A 20,437-nucleotide genomic window follows, 5' to 3' on the forward strand; every position below is an offset into this window, starting at 1 on the left:
ACTGTAATCAATCTAGTTTAATAAGCCAACAACTGCTTCAAAGCCTGTTCAAAACCTCCCTTAGCCATATACTGCTCTTCCAATTGTTCTATGAAAGGAATTGGTGTTTCCATACTAGCCACACGTTTTACAGGTGCATCTAATTGCTCAAAACAGTGTTCCATTATTAATGAAGAAATATCACTAGCAATACCTCCAAAAAGAGAATCTTCTTGTAAAATGATGGCTCTGCTTGTTTTCTTTACCGATTCAAAAATAGCATCTTTATCTAGCGGTTGTAAACTTCTTAAATCTATAAGATCGGCAGAAATATCTGGATTATTATCCAAAGTTTCTAAAGCCCAATGTACTCCTGCGCCATACGTTATGATGGTCACGTCGTTTCCTTCTTTAAGCAAAGCTGCCTTTCCTAAAGGAATCGTAAAATAATTGATGGGTACCTCTTGACGAATACGTCTATACAAAGCTTTATGCTCAAAAAATAAGACTGGATTTGGATCTTCAATAGCAGTTGCTAATAACCCTTTGGCATCATAAGGAAACGCTGGATATACTACTTTTAAACCTGGTGTCTTTGTAAACCAAGCTTCATTAGTTTGAGAATGAAATGGTCCTGCAGCAACACCGCCACCACATGGCATTCTTATCACAACATCTGCTTCTTGACCCCAACGGTAATGAGATTTTGCTAAATAATTAACGACTGGATTAAAACCAGACGTTACAAAATCTGCAAACTGCATTTCAACTATCGATTTTACACCTGCAATTGATAATCCCATTGCTGCTTCTACGATTGCAGATTCACAAATTGGCGTATTTCTTACTCGTTCTTTCCCAAACGCTTCGACAAAACCTTCGGTGATTTTAAAAACACCTCCATACTCTGCGACGTCTTGTCCCATAATGACCAAATCATTATGTTTTTCCATAGATTGTTTTAAGCCTTGAGAAATAGCATCTATTAATCGTAACTCCTCAGTTTTTGTGCTTGGTGTTGATTCTGTATACTGAAACGGTTTATATACATCATTTAACTCTGTTGCCTCATCAGCAATAATATCATCCTCATCATAGGCCAGTTGTAAATGCTCATTAATTTCGTCAAGTATCACTTCTCTAAAACCTTGATCTTCTTTTTCATTGAGTAAACGATTCTCCATCAAATACGCTCTAAAATTATCAACAGGGTCTTTTTTAGACCACTCTTTCATTAATTTTTCGGGAACATATTTTGTACCACTTGCCTCTTCATGACCTCTCATTCTAAAGGTTTTAAATTCAATTAAAATTGGTCTTGGATGTTTACGAATGCTTTCAGCTAATTTTTTAATAGTAGCATACACTTCTAGTATATTATTTCCATCGAGAATAAAAGATTCTATTCCGTAACCTTTACCTCTATCTGCTAAATCTTTACAATTATATTGTTCACTTGTTGGTGTTGATAATCCGTAGCCATTATTTTCAATACAGAATAACACCGGCAATTGCCAAACAGAAGCCACGTTCAATGCTTCATGAAAATCCCCTTCACTCGTTCCGCCTTCTCCTGTAAAAACAGCAGTGACAGTCTTTTTGTTTTTTAATAAACTCGCTAGGGCGATACCATCTGCAACACCTAATTGCGGACCTAAATGTGAAATCATTCCAATGAGATTAAACTCCTGACTACCGAAATGAAACGAACGATCGCGACCTTTTGTAAACCCATTAGCTTTTCCTTGCCATTGACTAAACAAACGATATAAAGGAATCTCTCGTGTTGTAAAAACACCTAAATTTCTATGCATCGGTAAAATATATTCGTCTTTTTGCATGGCCATAGTGACCCCTACAGAAATCGCTTCTTGTCCGATACCTGAGAACCATTTTGATATTTTACCTTGACGCAATAGAATGAGCATTTTCTCTTCTATCATGCGAGGTTTAAGCATGTTTTTATAAAGACTTAAAAGCGTTTTATCATCTAGATTTTTCTTGTCGTAGGTAATTAAACTCTTAGTGGAGGTCAACATTATTTGAGTTATTTCGTTAGTATATCAAATGTAAATAAAAATTGAGTTTTAAAAAGCCTATGGCGGTTTTTTTTAAGTAGAATTGAAATCAGTGATTTTAGTACTATTTTCCTTATTTTTGTTATATTGAAGCGCAAATAAATCAATTATACAATGAACAGAATACCAAGTGTAAACCTTCAGGATTTTATTTCTGGAGATGCAAATAGAAAACAAAAATTTATTGATGAAATTGGCAAGGCTTACGAAGAAATTGGTTTCGTAGCATTGAAAGGTCATTTTTTAGATGATCAACTCGTTGATAATTTATATAAAGAAGTTAAGAGTTTTTTTGAACTACCTGTAGACACAAAACGCAGTTATGAAATTGAAGATATTGGCGGTCAACGCGGTTATATTTCCTTCGGAAAAGAAAGTGCTAAAGGCAAAAAAGAAGGCGATTTAAAGGAGTTTTGGCATTTTGGACAATATGTAGAAGATGATATAGAACGTGCTAAGGAATATCCTGAAAATGTAGAGGTTAAGGAGCTTTCAGAATTTAATAAAATTGGAAAGGAGACTTACCAAATGTTAGAGAAAACAGCAAAATATGTGCTAAGAGCTTTAGCTTTATACTTAAATTTAGAAGAAACTTATTTTGATAATTATATCCATAATGGTAACTCTATATTAAGACCTATTCATTATCCTCCTATTTTAGAGGAACCAGAAAATGCAGTTCGTGCTGCCGCTCATGGAGATATTAATTTAATCACATTATTAATGGGTGCTCAAGGTCGTGGTCTACAAGTACAGAACAACGATGGAGAATGGATCGATGCAATAGCAGAGCCGAATGAAGTAATGATCAATGTTGGTGATATGTTATCTAGACACACCAATAACAAACTAAAATCAACAATTCATCGCGTTGTAAATCCGCAAAGAGAACTTTGGGGAACATCGCGTTACTCGATTCCATTTTTTATGCATCCAATAAGCGAAATGAAATTAGACGTTTTAGACAGTTGTATTGATGATGAAAATCCAAAGCAATTTGAGGATATTACTGCTGGAGAATTTTTAAATGAACGTTTAATTGAACTTGGATTAAAGAAGTAGTGAGCAGTTGTGCTTATTCAGTCAAAAGTTTTACTCAAAAGCACTACTGAAAACTGAAGACTGAAGACTGAAGACTGAAGACTGAAAAAATGGATTTACAAGATCAATTAAAAAACCTCTTTCCAGAACATGTGGAAGCAGATGTTTCCGAAGAAAAAATTTCGAAAGAAAAAAGTATCTGGTTACAAGACGACCCTATAATTTGCAAATATGAAAAGCGAAAAGGAAAGCCTATCACAATTCTCGAGGGCTATACTGGAGCTATAGAAGATTTCAAGAAATTGGCTAAAGAACTAAAGCAACAATTAAGTGTTGGAGGAAGTTTTAAAGATGATAAAATCATCATTCAAGGTGATTATAGAGATAAAATCATGCAGATTTTAAAGGATAAAGGTTTTAATGTAAAACGTGTTGGTGGATGAGTTCTAAAACATTACATATCACAAACGGAAATTCTCTAACCGATTACTTGCTTAAATTAAACGTTGTAACAGATGCGAATGTAATCACTTGGCAAGAAACGCTCTGTGTTGGTCCCACACTAGAAAACGTAGCTTCCAAAGAATTTTTAGACGATAGAACCGTTTTTTTCAAGTCATTTTACGATATTACTTTAAATCAAGAAGAAATAGCAACGGAGCTTCAAAAACTAGATAATATTGGTGACTTTAATGACGTTACTTTATGGTTTGAATATGATTTATTCTGTCATATAAATATGGTCGCTGTAATAAGTTTATTAGTCCAAAAAGGAATTTATATCCCTATGTATTTGGTGTGCAGCGGTCGCGTTGAAGGTGAAAAAGATCTTAAAGGATTAGCGCAATTAAATCCGGAGCAATTGCATTCTCATTATGAAGATAGAGTAAAACTTAATGTTGATGACATATCACTAGCAACAAAAGTTTGGAAGATTTATTGCGGTAATGATCATAACCTTTTGTTGCCTCTAATTACTAGATCCTCTTCATTTAAATATATGAGTAACTGTTTAAAAGCTCATATTAAACGTTTTTCAGATGTTCGCAGTGGACTAAGCACTTTAGAATATAATATTCTTAAACTTGTCAAAGAAAACACAATCACTTCGAGACATCATTTAGTAGGCTATGCGCTTCATTATCAAGGTTATTACGGATATGGAGACTTACAGTTAGAACGTGTTGTAAACCTATTATACTTATTTTTTACTGAAACAGAACATTTATTATTATTAAATAGAAAAGGGCATTTAGCTCTTGAACATCAACATAATTATCAAACTGAAATGAATAACACTATTTGTTTTGGAGGTGTAAGAAGTTTAGATTATAAATTTGATAAAAAACAAAACAAACTCATTAAAACTATGGTATATGCCAATTAAAGCATCTGAGTTAATATTGAATCCAGACGGTAGTGTTTATCACTTAAATTTACTTCCAGAACATCTTGCAACTACAATTATTACGGTAGGTGATCCTGATCGTGTTAGCAGTGTGACCAAGCATTTTGACAGTGTTGATTTCACAACACATAAACGAGAATTTCATACCCAAACAGGGACTTATAAAAGAAAAAAGATAACTGTAATTTCAACAGGAATAGGGACAGATAATATTGATATAGTATTCAATGAATTGGATGCTTTAGTGAATATTGATTTAGAAAAAAGAGAAATAAAATCAAAATTGACCTCTTTAGACATTATTAGAATTGGTACATCAGGCTCTATTCAAAAAGAAATTCCTATTGATTCATTTTTAATTAGTGAATATGCCGCAGGTTTTGATAGCTTGTTGCATTTTTATGACAGCGAGCATGTGCAGTATTTTAAAATTTCCGAAGCAATAAAGGCACAAACGAACTGGTTTGACAAAAAATCTGATCCTTATGTTGTAAAATGTAGTGATCGTTTATTAAAAAAACTATCTAGTGATCAAACTGTAATCGGTTTTACTGCAACTAACGTAGGGTTTTATGGACCACAAGGCCGAATTCTAAGATTAGCAATTCAAGACAATGGGTTAAATGATAAGCTTGCAAATTTTAATTATGAAGGTAAGACTATTACAAATCTCGAAATGGAAACCGCTGGAATCTACGGGATTTCTAACTTATTAGGACATAATTCTGTCTCTATGAATGCAATTATAGCCAATAGAGCAACTGGAGAGTTTAGTGATGATCCTAAAGGAATCGTTGATACGCTCATCAAATACACTTTAGACAAAATAGTAGACTAAGGTTAATTTTAAGACAAATACATTGAAACAAATAAATATTGGAGGTGTTCCTGAACATTTTAATCTTGCATGGTATATGACCCTTAAAAATGGAGAATATAAGGATGAAGGTATTAATTTACGTTGGAAAAATTATTTTAGTGGCACTGGTGCAATGAATAAGGCATTACGCGAAGGTGAAATTGATATGGCCGTTATTCTTACTGAAGGTGTGATTAAAGATATTATTGATGGTAATCCAAGTAAAATAGTACAAACTTTTGTGCAATCTCCATTAATTTGGGGAATCCATGTTGCTCACGACTCTAAATTTAAAACCGTAGAAGATTTAAAGGGTACTAGAGCAGCTATTAGTAGATATGGCTCTGGCTCTCATTTAATGGCTTATATAAATGCCGAAAATCACCAATGGAATATAGAAAAGGATCTAAACTTTGAGGTTATTAAAAATCTTGATGGTGCAATCGAAGGATTAACAAATGGTGATGCAGATTATTTTATGTGGGAAAAATTCACCACCAAACCAATAGTCGATGAGGGTGTTTTTAGACGCATTGACAATTGCCCTTCACCGTGGCCTTGTTTCGTAATAGCTGTGAGAGAAGCCTTTTTGGAGTCTAATTTAGAAGCTGTGAAAACGATTTTAAACATCATTAATAACACGACAGAAGAATTTAAAAACATCCCGAGCATTGATAAAACAATCGCTAATAGATACGATCAAAAATTAGAAGACGTTCAAGAATGGTTATCTCTTACTGAATGGTCACAAAAGGTCATAGATGAAAGTATGATAAATACTATCCAAGATAAGTTGTTATACTTAGACATCATTCCAAAAAAGGTAAGCTACGATAAATTAGTTAAGCAATTATGACAATTTAGAGGTAGGAAAAAAGTCTTTTACATTGTTTTATTTACAGAAAAGGCACTTATTAAATGTGGGTATATGTACCTGTTATTTTCTATAACTTTCTATTTATCAAAATTTTATTACATTTGTGACACCAAATACTTCAAACAACTTAACAAAATTGATTACAGATGACTATAACAATAACTCTAACCCTTTCTATATTAGTTGCACTAAATTTTATGCTTTTAATATTTAGTTGTAATAAAATCACCAAAAAAGTTTCTCAGACAGAACCTACTCTTATTAAAACCAATACTAAAGAAATTAGAACAGAAAGGCTTACAACCAGTCATTTAGCTCCTACTGGAAGTTAATTTTTACCAAATAATTTCTTTTTTGTTTTTTGATTTTAACACCGTATTTGTTTTGCTAAAATGTTTATTTCCAAACCAAAAACCTCTATTAGCACTTAATGGTGATGGATGTCCTGAGGTGAACACTGTATGTTTTGTTTGATCAATTAATTTAATCTTCTTTTTTGCAAATCCCCCCCAAAGTAAAAATATAACCTCTTTTTTCTCTTTACTTATTTTGTCTATTACTGTATCGGTAAACTGTTCCCATCCTTTATTTTGATGACTACCAGCTTGATGTGCCCTTACTGTTAATGTTGCATTTAACAGTAAAACACCTTGCTTTGCCAAATATTCCAAATTTCCAGATATTGGATATGGAATCTCTAGATCAGCTTCCATTTCTATAAATATATTCTTCAATGATGGTGGGTGTTTAACCTTATCTGCCACAGAAAAACATAAACCATTAGCTTGTCCTTCTCCGTGGTAAGGATCTTGCCCAATGATAACAACTTTAACAGCATCAAAAGTACACAAGGTAAAGGCCGAGAATATATTCTGTTCTGGTGGAAAACATTTGGCAGAGTTATACTCTTGTTTTACAAACGTGGTTAGATCTTTAAAGTAGGATTTTTGAATGTCATATTTTAGTTCGTTCTTCCAACTTTGGGGTATATATATCTTCATCTTATCTAAAAAACATTCTTGTTATCTGAAATATAAAATATGTCATAAATTTGTAATTTGAGATATATTTTGTTCCTGTTTATAAGTGTTTCAATATAATCTAAATTACACCAAAATGTCACAACAATTAAGAAAAGGAATACAAAGTATATTTCACAAACTTAACCTTGAAACAATAGACCAAATAAATCATGACTGTATTTCTTAATAATTATACTATGAAAAACAAACCTGTAACAAGAACCAGTTTGATATAAGATTTGGAAACGATAAAAAACAACCTCTCGATTAATTTAAAGAAACTAATTGAAACAATAAACTTCTATTTCTAAAGGAAACAAAATACATGCATCTCAGTAAAAAATCTGAACCTGAATTAGAACTGAGTGAAATAGATTTTGACAACTATGACAGGGAGAAACACCCATTAATTCAAAATGCAGATATATATTATGCAGTTCTAGGTCGCGGAGAAATGTTATTTAATCCAAAAAACTGGTGGCATTGTATATATTCTACAAATCCTTCAATTAGTGTAAATTGCATGTCGTGTACAAATTATGCTTTTATTGAAGGCAAATTAAAAAGTAATTGGAAAATTTTACTACACAAGTATCGTCTTTATGGTAAGGATTGTGTGTGCCATTATATTGATGATAATGGTAAACGTATGAGACGATAAATACTAATTAGATTAAACATTTTATTAATAAATCATTAATAGTTATCTTTGCAATCCTTAACTATTAGAGGACGCTATTAATGATTAATATTCACGAAAAAACATTACAAGACATAGAATTCAAATCTGTTTTAAAGCAAGTATCAGATTTATGTATTACAGATTTAGGGCGCGTTGAATCATTAGAAATCAAACCACTAACAACGAAAGAAAATGTTCTCCAATCTCTAGATTACACTAATGAATTTGTATCCTCTTTTTATAATGACAATAGGATTCCTAATCATGGATTTGAACCGATCACGCAAGAAATTAAGCTTTTAAAAATCGAAAATTCTTATTTAGATACTAAGAGTTTCAAAAAAATTGCATCTATCACGCTTACAATAAGCGATATACTCAAGTTCTTAAAAAAGTTTGAAGAATATTATCCATCATTATATGCATCATCTGCAAAGCTAGAAGTTATTGCCCATGTTGTAACAGAAATTGATGCTATCATAGATCGTTTTGGAGATATTAAGGACAATGCTACAGATGCATTGTATAAATTACGTCAATCTATAAACTCAATTAGAGGGAAAATTAATATCAGTTTTAATGCAGCACTTACTCAATATCACAATCTTGATTACCTCGATGACATAAGAGAATCTGTTGTTGAAAACAAACGTGTACTCGCTGTTAAAGCTATGTATAGGCGCAAAGTTAAAGGAAGTATTATGGGTGGCAGTAGAACGGGTAGCATCGTTTATATCCAACCAGAACAAACCTTTCAATATGCGCGAGAACTCAATAATTTGGAGTTTGACGAAGGCGAAGAAGTAGATAACATCTTAAGAAATTTAACAGAGTATATACGCCCTTATGTTTCTCTATTGAATAGATACCAAGAGTTTCTATTAAAATTAGATGTCATCTATGCCAAAGCAAAACATGCACAATCTATTAATGGAATTCTACCTACAATTAACGACGAAAAAATATATAGCGCTCAAGATGCTTATCATCCTTTGCTCTATTTATCTAATAAAGCAGAAGGAAAGAAAACCTATTCTCAATCTATTGTGTTACATCCAGAGAATAGAATTATTGTTATATCTGGACCTAACGCAGGAGGAAAAAGTATCACGCTTAAAACCATAGGATTGATGCAGGTAATGTTACAAAGCGGTATGTTAATCCCTGTTCATGAGAAAAGTAATATTTGCCTTTTTGACCGTATCATAAGTGATATTGGAGACAATCAATCTATTGAAAATCATTTAAGCACATATAGTTATCGATTAAAACAGATGAACTTTTTTCTTCGGAAATGCAACCAAAATACACTGTTCTTAATAGATGAATTTGGTACTGGAAGTGACCCAGAACTTGGAGGTGCTTTAGCTGAAACCTTTCTTGAAGAATTTTATCATCGGGAAGCCTATGGCATCATAACAACCCACTATTCCAATCTTAAAGTTTTAGCCAACGAATTACCATATATGCAAAACGCAAATATGATGTTTGATGAAAAAAGTTTGGAGCCTATGTTTAAATTGGCACTAGGTCAAGCAGGTAGTTCATTTACTTTTGAAGTCGCACAAAAAAACGGAATCCCATATAGCCTCGTCAATCGTGCCAAAAAGAAAATAGAACGTGGTAAGGTGAGATTTGACGCGACCATAGCAAAACTTCAAAAAGAACGAAGTAAACTCGAAAAAACAGAGCGTTCTCTTAAAGAAAACGAAAAGAAAAAACAATATGAAGCAGATAAGCTAGAAGAAGTAAATGCTAAGGTTCAAAAGAAGCTAGAGAGTTTTCAAGAGTTATACGATTCTAATCAGCGTCTCATCTATTTAGGCCAAAAAGTAAATGATATTTCAGAGAGATATTTTGACGACAATAAGAAACGTGAATTATTAGCAGAACTCTTTAAATTAGTTCAAATTGAAAATTCTAAACGTAAGAAAGTTTCCGCCAAACAAAAAAGAGTAGAAAAGGTTAAGGAGACGCAAGTCAAAAAAGAAGCAGAACAAAAAGTTGCTATTATTCGCAAAAATAAAAAAACGGCTAAAGAAAAAGCTAAACCAGTAGAAAAGCCTAAACCTATTCTTAAAATTGGAGATAGAGTAAGAATGCACGATGGTCGTGCTGTTGGAACTATTGATAAAATAGAAAAAAATAAAGCAGTTGTCAACTATGGGATATTTACGACCAATGTAAGTATGGATCAACTAGAATTGGTTGAAGCTGTAAAAAAATAATCAATTGCGAGCTCTAGTTGCTATTCCTATAATTATAATTGTTTTAACTTAATTTTTAAACACGTTATAACGGGTTGTCTTATCTTTACGATGTGATAGAGTCCTTACCAAAAAATAAACAATTAATTCTTTTTGATGGTGTTTGCAATCTTTGCAATTCATCCATTCAATATGTAATTAAATATGATGAAAAAAATCTATTTATGTTTGCGCCTTTAGAGAGTGATGTTGGTCAAACAGTTATAAAATCTTATAAAATAGATACTAAAAAAACAGACTCTATTTTACTCTATTCGAATACTAACGGATTATCAGTAAAATCTTCAGCCGCCTTAAAAATAGCTAAACATCTTAATTTTCCTTTAAACTTAATGACTATCTTTTTTATTGTCCCAACATTTATTAGAGATTGGGTGTATGATTTTATTGCAAAAAATCGCTATAATTGGTATGGTAAAAAAGAATCGTGTATGATTCCTACACAAGAGTTAAAATCTAAATTTTTATAATTATTAAACAAAAAAAAGTCCTTTCGGGAAAAAAGGACTTCAATAATTAACAACTAATTAAACTAAATTTAATTATAAAATAATTTTTAATCAAGAGGGATTATCTAACAATATTTTGATTAATAGCACATTATTTATAACGTAAATTTACATTATATCTTACTTGTCAAACAAAAACATCGGTATAGAACCGAAAAAAAATGTTCAATAAGCGCGACGTGTAAAAAACATCTATGAGATACCTATGTTATCTCATTTTTATTTAAGACTCACCCAGACTATAGGTTCCCCTAATTCAAAGCAAAGCTTTACTCATAACTAGTTTTAATCTTATCGACTCTACAATAGTTTTACATTAAACTTAAAACCAACTATAATGAGAAATTTCACTATAATCCTTTTATTCCTATCCACATTTTGCTTTGCAAAGTCATACAAAAAACCCTATTGTAAATACAGCTTCAACCCTTAAAGAAGTCCCTGTTTACTTAAGTGGAGCACAAATTGAGAGAATAGCAACTATCAGGCTATCAAAAGGTACAATAGAGTTTGTATTCCATAAACTTTCTCCAAATATCCAAGAAAGCAGCATACAAATTTCTGGACTCAAAAGCGCGACTATTCTGTTTATTAATTTCGGAATTAACTATTTGTCAAAATAAGATAAATCTGAAGAGGTGGCGGCGACTATCCAAAAACAAATGGAAGAATTAAACAACAACAACTGTAAGTCTCAAGACAATGTCATTACAGGTTATAACGAGGAGCTTTAACTTATACAACAAAATAGAACTCTCGGCAACACAACAGAGGTTGTAGGCCTAGAGAAGCTTCAAAAATTTTCGACATATTTTAGAACACGAATAACTGAGATTAAAGAGAGAATCCAAGATGCTACTAATATCAAAAATGATATCAGTGATCAGGTTTCCGATTTAAGAAAACAATTAAAGGAGCTTAACGTAGACTAAAAAGTCCAAACTGGAGAAATTAAAATTAGGCTAAACACAAAGATTACAACAGACTTAAATTTAATCATAAAATGCAACGTTAGCGAGGCTGGTTGGTTTCCTATATATGATATTAAAGCCGATAAAATCAACGAACCTTTGCAATTATCGTATAAAGCACAGGTCTATCAAAACACAGGTACCGATTGGAACGATATAAAATTAACACTGTCTACGAGACGATCCAAACACGAACAATGCCAAGCCAAACGTTGCTCCTAAATATTTGAATTTTATAAGTAAATACAGTAATTACGATAGCAATAGAGCTATTAAAAGTTATCACTATAAATATAACTCTTTAGTTAAAACGATATCTGGAGTGATTACATCCTCAAGCGAGGGTTTGCCACTTCCAAGAGTTAGCATCATTGAAAAAGGAACAAGCAATGACACCCAATCTGATTTTGACGGTAACTATTCTTTAAAAACCGAAGGTGGTAAAGATTTACAATATTCATTTGTTGGAATGCAAAGTGAAATCTTACCAATTCACGCTAGTATTATGAATGTAACGATGTTGAAAGATTTAAATGAATTAGAAACTGTTGTTATTACAGGATATAGCAGTAGTCATTACAATAGTAAAACCACTGGTGCTATTTCAACTATAAGTATAGATAAATTATTATAAGATCAAGTGGCAGGCGTCCATATTAGACGCAAATGGACAATCTGCTCAAAACGCAGGTGTAATAATATGTGGTAGAAATTCATTACATAGAGATATTGAACCACTTTACATTATTGACGGTGTTCCTGTTTCCGAAGAAAAAATTCTAAATCTTAATAAGAATGAAATTGCAAATATTTCAATTTTAAAAGACACCAAGGCCATACGTTTATATGGCAATCGTGGTGCTGGAGGCGTAATTCTCATTTCAACAAAAAAAGAGGATTTCACATCAAATGGCGACTTTACGGTTATAGAAATTGAAAATCACGAAGTGCCTGCAACCTACTCCTACTTCGCTGCTCCTGTATTAAATGAAAATGTATATTTAACTGCGGAAATTGAAAACGGGGAACAATATAACCTCTTACCTACAGAAGCTAACGTATATTTTGAAGGTAGTTACTCAAGACTAATAGCAACCCACAGAGTACCACCGAAAAGTTAACAATTTCATTAGGGTGTTGATCTTAATGTTATCCTCAAACGAACGCAACTTAAAGACTACAAAAAGAATGCGTTTATTGGAAGTAATAAAATTATTTCAAAACACTATGAGATAGAATTGAAAAACAATAAATCATCTGCAATTGATTTAGTTTTATATGATCGCATACCGATAAGCTAGAATAAAGATATTAAAATCGACGACACAGAAACTGGGACCTCAAACTATGATGATAAAAAAGGAATTCTAAAAGGGACACTAAAACTCGATACAAATGTTAAAAAAAACTATAAATTTTCATATTCACTTAAATATCCTAGATACAAACGCGTAAATTCGTGAATTAAATAAGCGAAAGCCTTAAAGCAATATATTTAACTTGAGCCCAACTTCTGTTAGTTAGGAATATATTAAGTTCTCGTTTGTTGCATTAGTCTAACAACAAATGAGTCTCAGACGTAAAACGTCTGATTAGAATACTTGAGTTTTAAGGCTTTCTTATTTTAAACTCTTTAATATAAAGTCCAAATTTTTATTAGAATTATCATTAGACAAATAAGAGTCTGTATAATATTTAGAAGGTATTGCTAAACCTAAATGTTGTAACTTCTCAATTGTATCCTTATAATCTAATGTTACTTTCCCCGTAAGTAAAACATCCAAATCCCCACCATTTTGAGCATACTTATAAACCTTGTTTATACCGCACAAATATTGATGATCTTTGGTAAAGCCTCCTCCTCTATGTACACGTAAAGTAATCGCAAAAGCTTTGTCCCTATTGAGTTTATATTGACTAAACAGCAAATCAAAAGTATCGGCAAAACTATAACCTTTATTTAATGTATCTACAGCGATAACTCTAAAGGCTAATTCCTTTAAGCGCTCCATCGTTAGGCATCCAGACATATATTCTGAATATACAGCCAAGCCTTCCTGAGTTTCCACGTTATTAGGAAATCCATTTGAAAATATTTTTAAAGGTTGCGCTAAACCATTAAACGTCGTAACCATGTGCACTCCTATCTCGTGATTGGTCAACACTTTCAATTGATTTTTACTGAATTTATGATTTTTACGTAGCACCAATGTTTGTATGTTATTCAACACCATCGCAGCTGCAGATAAATTTGTAGATAGCTTTATGTTATATTTAAAATCATAGCGCTTTGAATATGTATTAAAATAATCTACCGCCTCAGCAGCAGTGTACGTTGGCACCATTTCTTCATCAAAATCACTATCATCAAAACGTAAAATAAACTTAGCATTATCTATCTCCTTTTCTGTTGGTGTACCAAAACTCTTTAAGCTATTGAAATAAAATTTTCTGCCTTGGTTAATCGTTCCAAGACACTCAATTAAAGCAGAATATTCGTAAATGACATCTTCATACAACTGTCTAATATCGTCATCCTCAATACGCTCTAAACGTTGAGAAAAAAATAAACGCTGTAATTTATAGCCATTAAATTTTAATTTAGGATACTTAAAATCAGGATTATATGTGTATTTGGAGGAGAAGAACTGCTTTTTTTCTCTCTCAATATTTAAAGGATTAATATAATTTAATACTTCAATTTTCTTAACCAATCTATTAAGATTAGCATCAATATCGAACAACTCTTGATATTCTTCTGTACTTGTAATTTGGGACATTATTTAACGTGCTTATTATAAAAATTGAAGGCGTGTTCAGGTAATCTTATTTTTAGCTGCTGCTCAACTGCAGCAACAACTTCTGGATAAATAATATAATCATATTCATCACAATACACCTTTGCAATTTCAGTTGCCAAAATTAATGTGTTTTTAAAGTTGTGAGTAATATATTTCAAGAAATATCCATTGCCTTGAAAGGTGTCATTTACTAATGCTGTTGATTTGATCTTCTTCGGGAATTTTAGTTGAGACAAACTTTGGCGCCATGTTTCAATATCATCACCAAATCTATTGTTATCAACGTTAGATGTACCTAAATTCCATGTTGGCACTTCCCTATCCCAACGTTTCCAATTGTAACTATGTATATCATACACAACTACAACACCAAATTTTTCTTCAAGTTTTAAAATTAAGGCATGCGTTACTTTATAGAAATTCGCATGTTTCTCTAGACTTTTTTTATTACTTTCTTCGGAAAGTGGCCCACGCCACAAGGCTTTACCCCACGCTGTTTCAAAAACTGCATTTTCAGGATCACGATTTAAATCATACTCAAATCGAGAATCGCAACCAGCGAGAACTATAGGGTGAGAAATGACCATATTTTTCGTTTCAGGATCTTCTTCATACCAACGTTCATATTCCGTATGAATACAATTGTCCCAAAGTTCTTTTCTAAATTGATGTCCGTCGTGCACTGCTGCACAAGCATAATGAACATAAGCATCAATCTTAATAGTTAATGAGTAATCATCCGCTACTGCATGAAAAAGCTCTTCATTCTGAATTTTAAAAATGATTTCCTTTATTGATAAGCGCTCCATACTATTAACTTAATATCTTTTTCAAACTATTATAAATCGCATGTTCCATTTGATCCATTTTCCCGTCTGCAAAAGCCATAAGTTTGATATCAGCAAATAACTCGTCTGGATTACTCTTATAAGATTCTGATGAATTTACAGCGCTCACTATTTTTGTAATACTCTGGTAATCATTGTCACCATCAAACTCTCGTTTAATATGATTATAAGTTTCTAAGTTGACACGAGACAAAATATACTCATGCTCTTGTCTTGTTTCTTTTAAATCAGAATGCGCTACATATAATAAAATGTAAGCTACCAATTCTTGCTTTGTCCAGTTCTTGTTTACCATAGTTATGTTGTTAGTGTCCCATATTCTGTCCATGAGCCATCATAAACAGATAATTTTTTAAAGCCTAAAATATCTGCAGCCAATGCTAAAACACAAGCTGTAATTCCAGAACCACAGGAAAAAGTTAGTGATTTATTTTCTATATTAAAAGTATTAAAAATGGATTTTAAGTCTTCCTTAGATTTTAGACAATTCCCGTTGAGCAAGTTTGTATAGGGTAAATTTTGAGAATTTGGAATAGTTCCACGTCGTAATCCTAATCTTGGCTCTGGCACCATGCCTTTAAAACGGTCAGTAGATCGCGCATCTAAAATCAAACATTCTTTATCCGTTGATATTTTAGAAATATCATTGAAAAAACATATCTTTTGTGGTTTGTATACCGCCGAAAAGTCTCCAACAATCCAATTTGGATCCTTTAATGACGTTACTGTGTTATAATTTAATAGTTTCCATTCTGGAAGTCCGCCATCTAAAACAGCGATGTTTTCAAACCCAAAAGCTCTAAACAGCCACCATACTCTAGCACTAGAGTAAATACCTTTAGAATCATAAACAACAATAATAGAATCTTGATTAATACCTAAAGCTCTAGCTTCTCTCTCAAATTGTTCCTCTCGAGGCAAGGTTGTTGGAAATTCAGCTTCTAAATCACTAAATCTACCCTGTAAGTCAAAATGCCGAGTCTTGGGAATCCAATCTTCCGAAGAAAGAATAGTAGAATCTGATACTTTTATAATCGTTGCATCCAAAACAATTAGCTTTTCATTATCAATGTTTTCATGAAGCCAGCTTACACTAACGGCCTGAGAATAATCATTAAGCATCCTGAACTGTTTTACGCAATCGTGTACGTCTATCAAAAGCTTGCATTTGATCCTCTACTTTACTTTCTAAAAAGTCAATCACATGTTCTTCTACTCTCACTTTAGATTTATATACTTTATTAATGTAAGTGATTCCTCCTGGTGACATGACATTAACTTCAACCAATTTCCCTCCAATAACATCAATACCTACAAAGTAAAGTCCGTCTTTCACCAACTTAGGTCCAATTTGTTTACAAAGTGCTTTTTCTACTTTAGTTAATGTGTGTTTTTGTATCGATCCTCCTGCACTTAAATTAGAACGATGATCATCTTTTCCTGGAACGCGTTTCATTGCTCCTACAGGTTCTCCATTAAGCAATAAAATTCTAACATCTCCTTCATCTGCACCTTCTATATAATCTTGAAGTATCACATAATTAGATGAGCCATCACCACTAGTGATATAAAAATCTAACAAAGACTTGATATTGTTCATAGCAGATTTTTCTATTAAAATCACACCCGAACCTCCAAAACCATTTAATGGTTTTAATATCATTTTATCTGCCTTAGACTCTCTTATTTGCTGCACTAAATACTCTTTATTTTTGGACACATGTGTGTTTGGAATAATATTACTGTGTGCATCTCCAAAAGCAGCTGTATACAGCTTATTATTTGCTTCTCGCATCCCTTGAAGAGAGTTTATAATAAATACATCATCTTTTACAGAATCCAAAAAATTCAACATAATTGGGTCTAAAGGTGGATTTGCTCTAAAGAAAATGGAGTCAAAACCAGCAAGTGGTAACATTTCCTCTCTAAGCTTTACTTTATTATAAAATGCTTTTAAGGTTTTAGGGACTTTATCCATACTACTAATAAACATGCAAAATGCATTAGTTACACTGTCTCTAATAGTCAAGTTAGCCGGCGTACACATGGCAACACCATGACCTCGTTTAACACATTCTTTGATTAAAGCTAAACTTGTATCATTTTCGGGATCAATGTCTTCCCAAGGATACATTATAAAACAAACATTCATAGTCGGTTATTTTTTATTGATTTCTATAAATTTAAAAAGAATAATTGACAGTTTCTAAAACAGATTATGAATCTAAATCAAAAGTTTCAGTAGGATTAGTATCCTCTTTATAATCTAACATACCCTCACCATCAGCAATTATTGAACATACTGTTGCATCTCCAGTTACATTCACAACGGTTCTAAACATGTCCAATATTCTATCTACTGGAAATATTATAGCAATCCAGGCTGGATTTAACCCAACAGAATCCAAAACAATAATAAGCATAACTAAACCTGCGCTTGGAACAGCTGCAGAGCCTATAGACGCAAGAGTTGCAGTTAAGACAACAGTAACTTGTTGTGCAATTGTAAGATCAATCATGTGCATTTGGGCAAGAAAAATAACAGCTATAGCTTGGTATAAACTTGTTCCATCCATATTAACCGTAGCTCCAATTGGAAGCACAAAACTACTTACTTTCTTGTTGACACCTAAATTTTGCTCCACACACTCCATGGTCACAGGAAGCGTTGCGGCGCTACTAGATGTTGAAAACGCCAATGTCTGCGCTGGCCCCATTGACTTAAAAAACCCAGAGTACGGGATTTTTTTAACAAACAGCTTTAAGATGACTGGATAAATTACAAAAATCATTAATAATAATCCTGCCAAAACGGTAAGTGAGTACCAACTCAACCCTTTGAAAATTTCTACGACCTTACCAATATCGTCTCCTGCCATTTTAGAAACTACTCCTGCCAACAATGCGAAAACGAAAAACGGAGCAGCTTGCATCACAACATCTACCATTTTTAAAAAAACTTCATTAACTCCGTCAACAAGATTTAGAACAGGTTTAGACTTCTCTGAAGGAATAAAAAGTAAACAAACACCAAAGAACACTGCAAAAAATATAATTTGAAGCATTAGACCGTTACTAGATAATGAATAGAAAAAATTACTAGGTACTATATCCACTAAAGGTTGTAAAGGTGTGCTATCTTTTTTATTGTTCACACTTTCCATTTTATCTGCTACTGCAGCTTCCTTGAGCTCACTATTAGATAATTTCGAAATTTCTTGTGCACGCTTAAAAAACGCTGGATCTTGAAGATAATTTATACCATCCTTAATTTCATAGCCTTGGGAATCAGCCCAGATTTCATAGCTAATTCGATTATCAATTCTACTTTGCTCATCAATAAGCTTCCCTGGTTTCACGACATTTACGAGTAATAGTCCCAATGAAATCGCCATAACCGTAGTTACTAAATAAATACCAAGCGTCTTTCCGCCCATGCGACCTAAACTTGCTGGATCACCAATATTAGCAACACCGCTTATAATAGAAAACAAAACTAAAGGAACTGCAATTAATTTTAAAAGATTGATAAAAATGGTTCCAAAAGGATCAATCCAATTGATTGTAAATTGACTCCATCCCATTGAGCTTGATACTAATGCCCACATGACACCTAGAGTCATTCCAATTAAAATTTTCCAGTGTAATGCTAGTTTTTTCATATATATTTTAAGATTTATAATCTTTTATTCTATCTATAATTTTCAATAATGAACTAAATAATAACTATTAGTACGAAATATAAAATTTTACCGTATCGTCCTACTACTCCTGCGTGCTCCAACTTTTTTTAAAACACATATTGAATAAATTGAGCATATTCAACTTTATTAAGCTCATCATTCTCAAAATCGACTCTTATGACCTGAACTAGGAAAAAAATAAATATAAAAATTTCGCTATCTGTTAGCGGTTCCTATTTACGTTTTTCTGTATTCTTGTATTGCTAAGTCAACGCTTCGTTTTATTAGGAGATTCCTGCCTTCGCAGGAATTAATTGTACATTTTATTAAGTAAATAAAAATCTGCAATAACCAATGCTGCCATGGCTTCTACAATTGGTATTGCTCTTGGTACAACACAAGGATCATGACGGCCCTTACCTTGCATTTCTATAATATCACCAGAACTATTTAGCGTATCTTGCTTTTGAATCACAGTTGCAACGGGCTTAAACGCTACTCTAAAATAGATATCCATCCCATTACTAATACCGCCTTGGATACCTCCAGACAGATTAGTTTTCGTTGTACCATCTTCATTGAATAAATCGTTATGCTCAGTTCCTTTCATTCGAGAACCACAAAATCCGCTGCCATATTCAAAACCTTTAACTGCATTTATAGAGAGCATTGCTTTTCCTAATTCTGCATGGAGTTTATCAAATACTGGTTCACCTAATCCTATAGGCACATTTTGCAATACACAAGTTACTGTACCTCCAATGGTGTTACCTTCTTTTTTAATTTCTTTAATTTTGGTAATCATTTGTTCTGCAGTTGCGTCATCTGGACAACGAACAGCATTACTTTCAGTCTTAGAAAAGTCTAACTCTTGATACGGTTTCTCTAGAAATATGTCTCCTACAGATGATGTATACGCATTAATTTGTATCGAACTCAAAAACTGCTTAGCAATCGCTCCAGCAACAACTCTCGACGCAGTTTCACGTGCAGAACTCCGTCCACCTCCTCTATAATCACGCACACCATACTTTTTCTCATAAGTATAATCTGCATGGCTTGGTCGATAAACATCCTTTATGTGTGAATAGTCTTTTGACTTTTGGTTGGTATTCTTAATTACAAAACCAATGGGAGTGCCTGTGGTTTGACCTTCAAAAATTCCTGATAAAAACTCAACAGTATCTGGCTCTTTTCGCTGCGTAACAATATTAGATTGTCCAGGTTTACGTCTATTCATTTCATTTTGAATGGCATCAAAATCTAGTTGTATTCCTGGAGGACAGCCATCAATTATCCCACCAATTGCTACACCATGAGACTCACCAAATGTGGTGAGTTTAAAAATATTTCCGAAGGAATTTCCTGCCATAAACTAAGATTTTACGCTAAAGTACTTGTAAAAATAGAGA

At 32.8% G+C, this 20,437-nt stretch carries 21 protein-coding genes and 1 pseudogene; 13 read left to right on the forward strand and 9 right to left on the reverse strand.

The features are described 5' to 3' along the window. Positions 1-17 precede the first annotated feature (17 nt). Positions 18-2,018 (reverse strand): thiamine pyrophosphate-dependent enzyme, encoded by a 2,001-nt coding sequence (locus ACJAZK_RS06050; protein ID WP_415223106.1) that lies wholly within the window; start codon positions 2,016-2,018, stop codon positions 18-20. 153 nt (positions 2,019-2,171) lie between these two features. Here ACJAZK_RS06050 and ACJAZK_RS06055 point away from each other — a divergent pair, with 153 nt between their 5' ends. The 5 genes from ACJAZK_RS06055 to ACJAZK_RS06075 all read left to right on the forward strand — a co-directional run bounded on the left by ACJAZK_RS06055 (position 2,172) and on the right by ACJAZK_RS06075 (position 6,221). Next, positions 2,172-3,119, forward strand: a complete 948-nt coding sequence (locus ACJAZK_RS06055; RefSeq protein ID WP_415223107.1) for an isopenicillin N synthase family dioxygenase — start codon at positions 2,172-2,174, stop codon at positions 3,117-3,119. An 89-nt stretch (positions 3,120-3,208) separates the two neighbouring features. Continuing rightward, positions 3,209-3,541 carry a translation initiation factor gene (locus tag ACJAZK_RS06060; RefSeq protein WP_415223108.1) on the forward strand — a complete coding sequence of 111 codons (333 nt, stop codon included), beginning with the start codon at positions 3,209-3,211 and terminating at the stop codon, positions 3,539-3,541. Then, positions 3,538-4,485, forward strand: coding sequence for a DUF1835 domain-containing protein (locus ACJAZK_RS06065; RefSeq protein WP_415223109.1), 948 nt, complete (start codon positions 3,538-3,540; stop codon positions 4,483-4,485). Before ACJAZK_RS06060 ends, ACJAZK_RS06065 begins: the two co-directional genes overlap by 4 nt. Next, positions 4,475-5,344, forward strand: a complete 870-nt coding sequence (locus ACJAZK_RS06070; protein WP_415223110.1) for a nucleoside phosphorylase — start codon at positions 4,475-4,477, stop codon at positions 5,342-5,344. The genes ACJAZK_RS06065 and ACJAZK_RS06070 overlap by 11 nt, the downstream gene beginning before the upstream one ends. Positions 5,345-5,366: 22 nt before the next feature. Beyond that, positions 5,367-6,221 carry a substrate-binding domain-containing protein gene (locus ACJAZK_RS06075; RefSeq protein WP_415223111.1) on the forward strand — a complete coding sequence of 285 codons (855 nt, stop codon included), beginning with the start codon at positions 5,367-5,369 and terminating at the stop codon, positions 6,219-6,221. A 356-nt stretch (positions 6,222-6,577) separates the two neighbouring features. Here the strand turns inward: ACJAZK_RS06075 and ACJAZK_RS06080 are convergent, their stop codons facing one another. Further along, the gene (locus ACJAZK_RS06080) at positions 6,578-7,243 is read right to left on the reverse strand and encodes a uracil-DNA glycosylase (RefSeq protein WP_415223112.1); all 666 of its coding nucleotides are present in this window, start codon (positions 7,241-7,243) and stop codon (positions 6,578-6,580) included. Between the two features lie 346 nt (positions 7,244-7,589). On the opposite strand from ACJAZK_RS06080, the gene ACJAZK_RS06085 reads away from it, so the two are divergent. From ACJAZK_RS06085 to ACJAZK_RS06120, 8 genes and pseudogenes are all read left to right on the forward strand, one after another. After that, the gene (locus ACJAZK_RS06085) at positions 7,590-7,925 is read left to right on the forward strand and encodes a cupin-like domain-containing protein (protein ID WP_415223113.1); all 336 of its coding nucleotides are present in this window, start codon (positions 7,590-7,592) and stop codon (positions 7,923-7,925) included. Between the two features lie 80 nt (positions 7,926-8,005). Beyond that, positions 8,006-10,174, forward strand: coding sequence for an endonuclease MutS2 (locus tag ACJAZK_RS06090; protein ID WP_415223114.1), 2,169 nt, complete (start codon positions 8,006-8,008; stop codon positions 10,172-10,174). A 74-nt stretch (positions 10,175-10,248) separates the two neighbouring features. Then, a complete protein-coding gene (locus ACJAZK_RS06095) occupies positions 10,249-10,683 on the forward strand; it encodes a thiol-disulfide oxidoreductase DCC family protein (RefSeq protein ID WP_415223115.1) in 435 nt (144 codons plus the stop codon). A gap of 422 nt (positions 10,684-11,105) precedes the next feature. Next, positions 11,106-11,345 carry a DUF4140 domain-containing protein gene (locus tag ACJAZK_RS06100; RefSeq protein ID WP_415223116.1) on the forward strand — a complete coding sequence of 80 codons (240 nt, stop codon included), beginning with the start codon at positions 11,106-11,108 and terminating at the stop codon, positions 11,343-11,345. 375 nt (positions 11,346-11,720) lie between these two features. After that, complete coding sequence (locus tag ACJAZK_RS06105; RefSeq protein WP_415223145.1) at positions 11,721-11,915, forward strand: DUF4139 domain-containing protein; 195 nt, start codon at positions 11,721-11,723, stop codon at positions 11,913-11,915. Positions 11,916-11,919: 4 nt separating this feature from the next. After that, positions 11,920-12,327 carry a carboxypeptidase-like regulatory domain-containing protein gene (locus ACJAZK_RS06110; protein WP_415223117.1) on the forward strand — a complete coding sequence of 136 codons (408 nt, stop codon included), beginning with the start codon at positions 11,920-11,922 and terminating at the stop codon, positions 12,325-12,327. A 64-nt stretch (positions 12,328-12,391) separates the two neighbouring features. Then, entirely contained in the window at positions 12,392-12,814 is a 423-nt protein-coding gene (locus tag ACJAZK_RS06115; RefSeq protein ID WP_415223146.1) for a hypothetical protein, read from the forward strand. Between the two features lie 24 nt (positions 12,815-12,838). After that, positions 12,839-12,994, forward strand: a pseudogene (locus ACJAZK_RS06120) (hypothetical protein); the annotation flags it as partial. A 318-nt stretch (positions 12,995-13,312) separates the two neighbouring features. On the opposite strand, the gene ACJAZK_RS06125 reads toward ACJAZK_RS06120, so the two are convergent. The 7 genes from ACJAZK_RS06125 to aroC form a co-directional block, all read right to left on the reverse strand. After that, entirely contained in the window at positions 13,313-14,473 is a 1,161-nt protein-coding gene (locus tag ACJAZK_RS06125) for a flavohemoglobin expression-modulating QEGLA motif protein (protein WP_415223118.1), read from the reverse strand. After that, a complete protein-coding gene (locus ACJAZK_RS06130) occupies positions 14,473-15,303 on the reverse strand; it encodes an N-formylglutamate amidohydrolase (RefSeq protein WP_415223119.1) in 831 nt (276 codons plus the stop codon). The genes ACJAZK_RS06125 and ACJAZK_RS06130 overlap by 1 nt, the downstream gene beginning before the upstream one ends. 4 nt (positions 15,304-15,307) lie before the next feature. Continuing rightward, entirely contained in the window at positions 15,308-15,637 is a 330-nt protein-coding gene (locus ACJAZK_RS06135) for a hypothetical protein (protein WP_415223120.1), read from the reverse strand. A 2-nt stretch (positions 15,638-15,639) separates the two neighbouring features. Beyond that, positions 15,640-16,464, reverse strand: a complete 825-nt coding sequence (locus tag ACJAZK_RS06140; RefSeq protein WP_415223121.1) for a sulfurtransferase — start codon at positions 16,462-16,464, stop codon at positions 15,640-15,642. Continuing rightward, positions 16,457-17,494, reverse strand: coding sequence for a glutathione synthase (gshB, locus tag ACJAZK_RS06145; protein WP_415223122.1), 1,038 nt, complete (start codon positions 17,492-17,494; stop codon positions 16,457-16,459). The genes ACJAZK_RS06140 and gshB overlap by 8 nt, the downstream gene beginning before the upstream one ends. A gap of 64 nt (positions 17,495-17,558) precedes the next feature. Continuing rightward, entirely contained in the window at positions 17,559-19,004 is a 1,446-nt protein-coding gene (locus tag ACJAZK_RS06150) for a dicarboxylate/amino acid:cation symporter (protein ID WP_415223123.1), read from the reverse strand. Between the two features lie 331 nt (positions 19,005-19,335). Beyond that, positions 19,336-20,397, reverse strand: coding sequence for a chorismate synthase (gene aroC / locus ACJAZK_RS06155; RefSeq protein ID WP_415223124.1), 1,062 nt, complete (start codon positions 20,395-20,397; stop codon positions 19,336-19,338). Positions 20,398-20,437: the final 40 nt, after the last annotated feature.

This window comes from Psychroserpens sp. (assembly GCF_047633235.1).
GTDB lineage: Bacteria > Bacteroidota > Bacteroidia > Flavobacteriales > Flavobacteriaceae > Psychroserpens.

What these genes read in the sequence shown, in the direction of transcription:
- ACJAZK_RS06050 (WP_415223106.1), bottom strand. Translation starts at nt 2,018, where the DNA reads ATGTTGACCTCCACTAAGAGTTTAATTACCTACGACAAGAAAAATCTA.
- ACJAZK_RS06055 (WP_415223107.1), top strand. Translation starts at nt 2,172, where the DNA reads ATGAACAGAATACCAAGTGTAAACCTTCAGGATTTTATTTCTGGAGAT.
- ACJAZK_RS06060 (WP_415223108.1), top strand. Translation starts at nt 3,209, where the DNA reads ATGGATTTACAAGATCAATTAAAAAACCTCTTTCCAGAACATGTGGAA.
- ACJAZK_RS06065 (WP_415223109.1), top strand. Translation starts at nt 3,538, where the DNA reads ATGAGTTCTAAAACATTACATATCACAAACGGAAATTCTCTAACCGAT.
- ACJAZK_RS06070 (WP_415223110.1), top strand. Translation starts at nt 4,475, where the DNA reads ATGCCAATTAAAGCATCTGAGTTAATATTGAATCCAGACGGTAGTGTT.
- ACJAZK_RS06080 (WP_415223112.1), bottom strand. Translation starts at nt 7,243, where the DNA reads ATGAAGATATATATACCCCAAAGTTGGAAGAACGAACTAAAATATGAC.
- ACJAZK_RS06085 (WP_415223113.1), top strand. Translation starts at nt 7,590, where the DNA reads ATGCATCTCAGTAAAAAATCTGAACCTGAATTAGAACTGAGTGAAATA.
- ACJAZK_RS06090 (WP_415223114.1), top strand. Translation starts at nt 8,006, where the DNA reads ATGATTAATATTCACGAAAAAACATTACAAGACATAGAATTCAAATCT.
- ACJAZK_RS06125 (WP_415223118.1), bottom strand. Translation starts at nt 14,473, where the DNA reads ATGTCCCAAATTACAAGTACAGAAGAATATCAAGAGTTGTTCGATATT.
- ACJAZK_RS06130 (WP_415223119.1), bottom strand. Translation starts at nt 15,303, where the DNA reads ATGGAGCGCTTATCAATAAAGGAAATCATTTTTAAAATTCAGAATGAA.
- ACJAZK_RS06135 (WP_415223120.1), bottom strand. Translation starts at nt 15,637, where the DNA reads ATGGTAAACAAGAACTGGACAAAGCAAGAATTGGTAGCTTACATTTTA.
- ACJAZK_RS06140 (WP_415223121.1), bottom strand. Translation starts at nt 16,464, where the DNA reads ATGCTTAATGATTATTCTCAGGCCGTTAGTGTAAGCTGGCTTCATGAA.
- gshB (WP_415223122.1), bottom strand. Translation starts at nt 17,494, where the DNA reads ATGAATGTTTGTTTTATAATGTATCCTTGGGAAGACATTGATCCCGAA.
- ACJAZK_RS06150 (WP_415223123.1), bottom strand. Translation starts at nt 19,004, where the DNA reads ATGAAAAAACTAGCATTACACTGGAAAATTTTAATTGGAATGACTCTA.
- aroC (WP_415223124.1), bottom strand. Translation starts at nt 20,397, where the DNA reads ATGGCAGGAAATTCCTTCGGAAATATTTTTAAACTCACCACATTTGGT.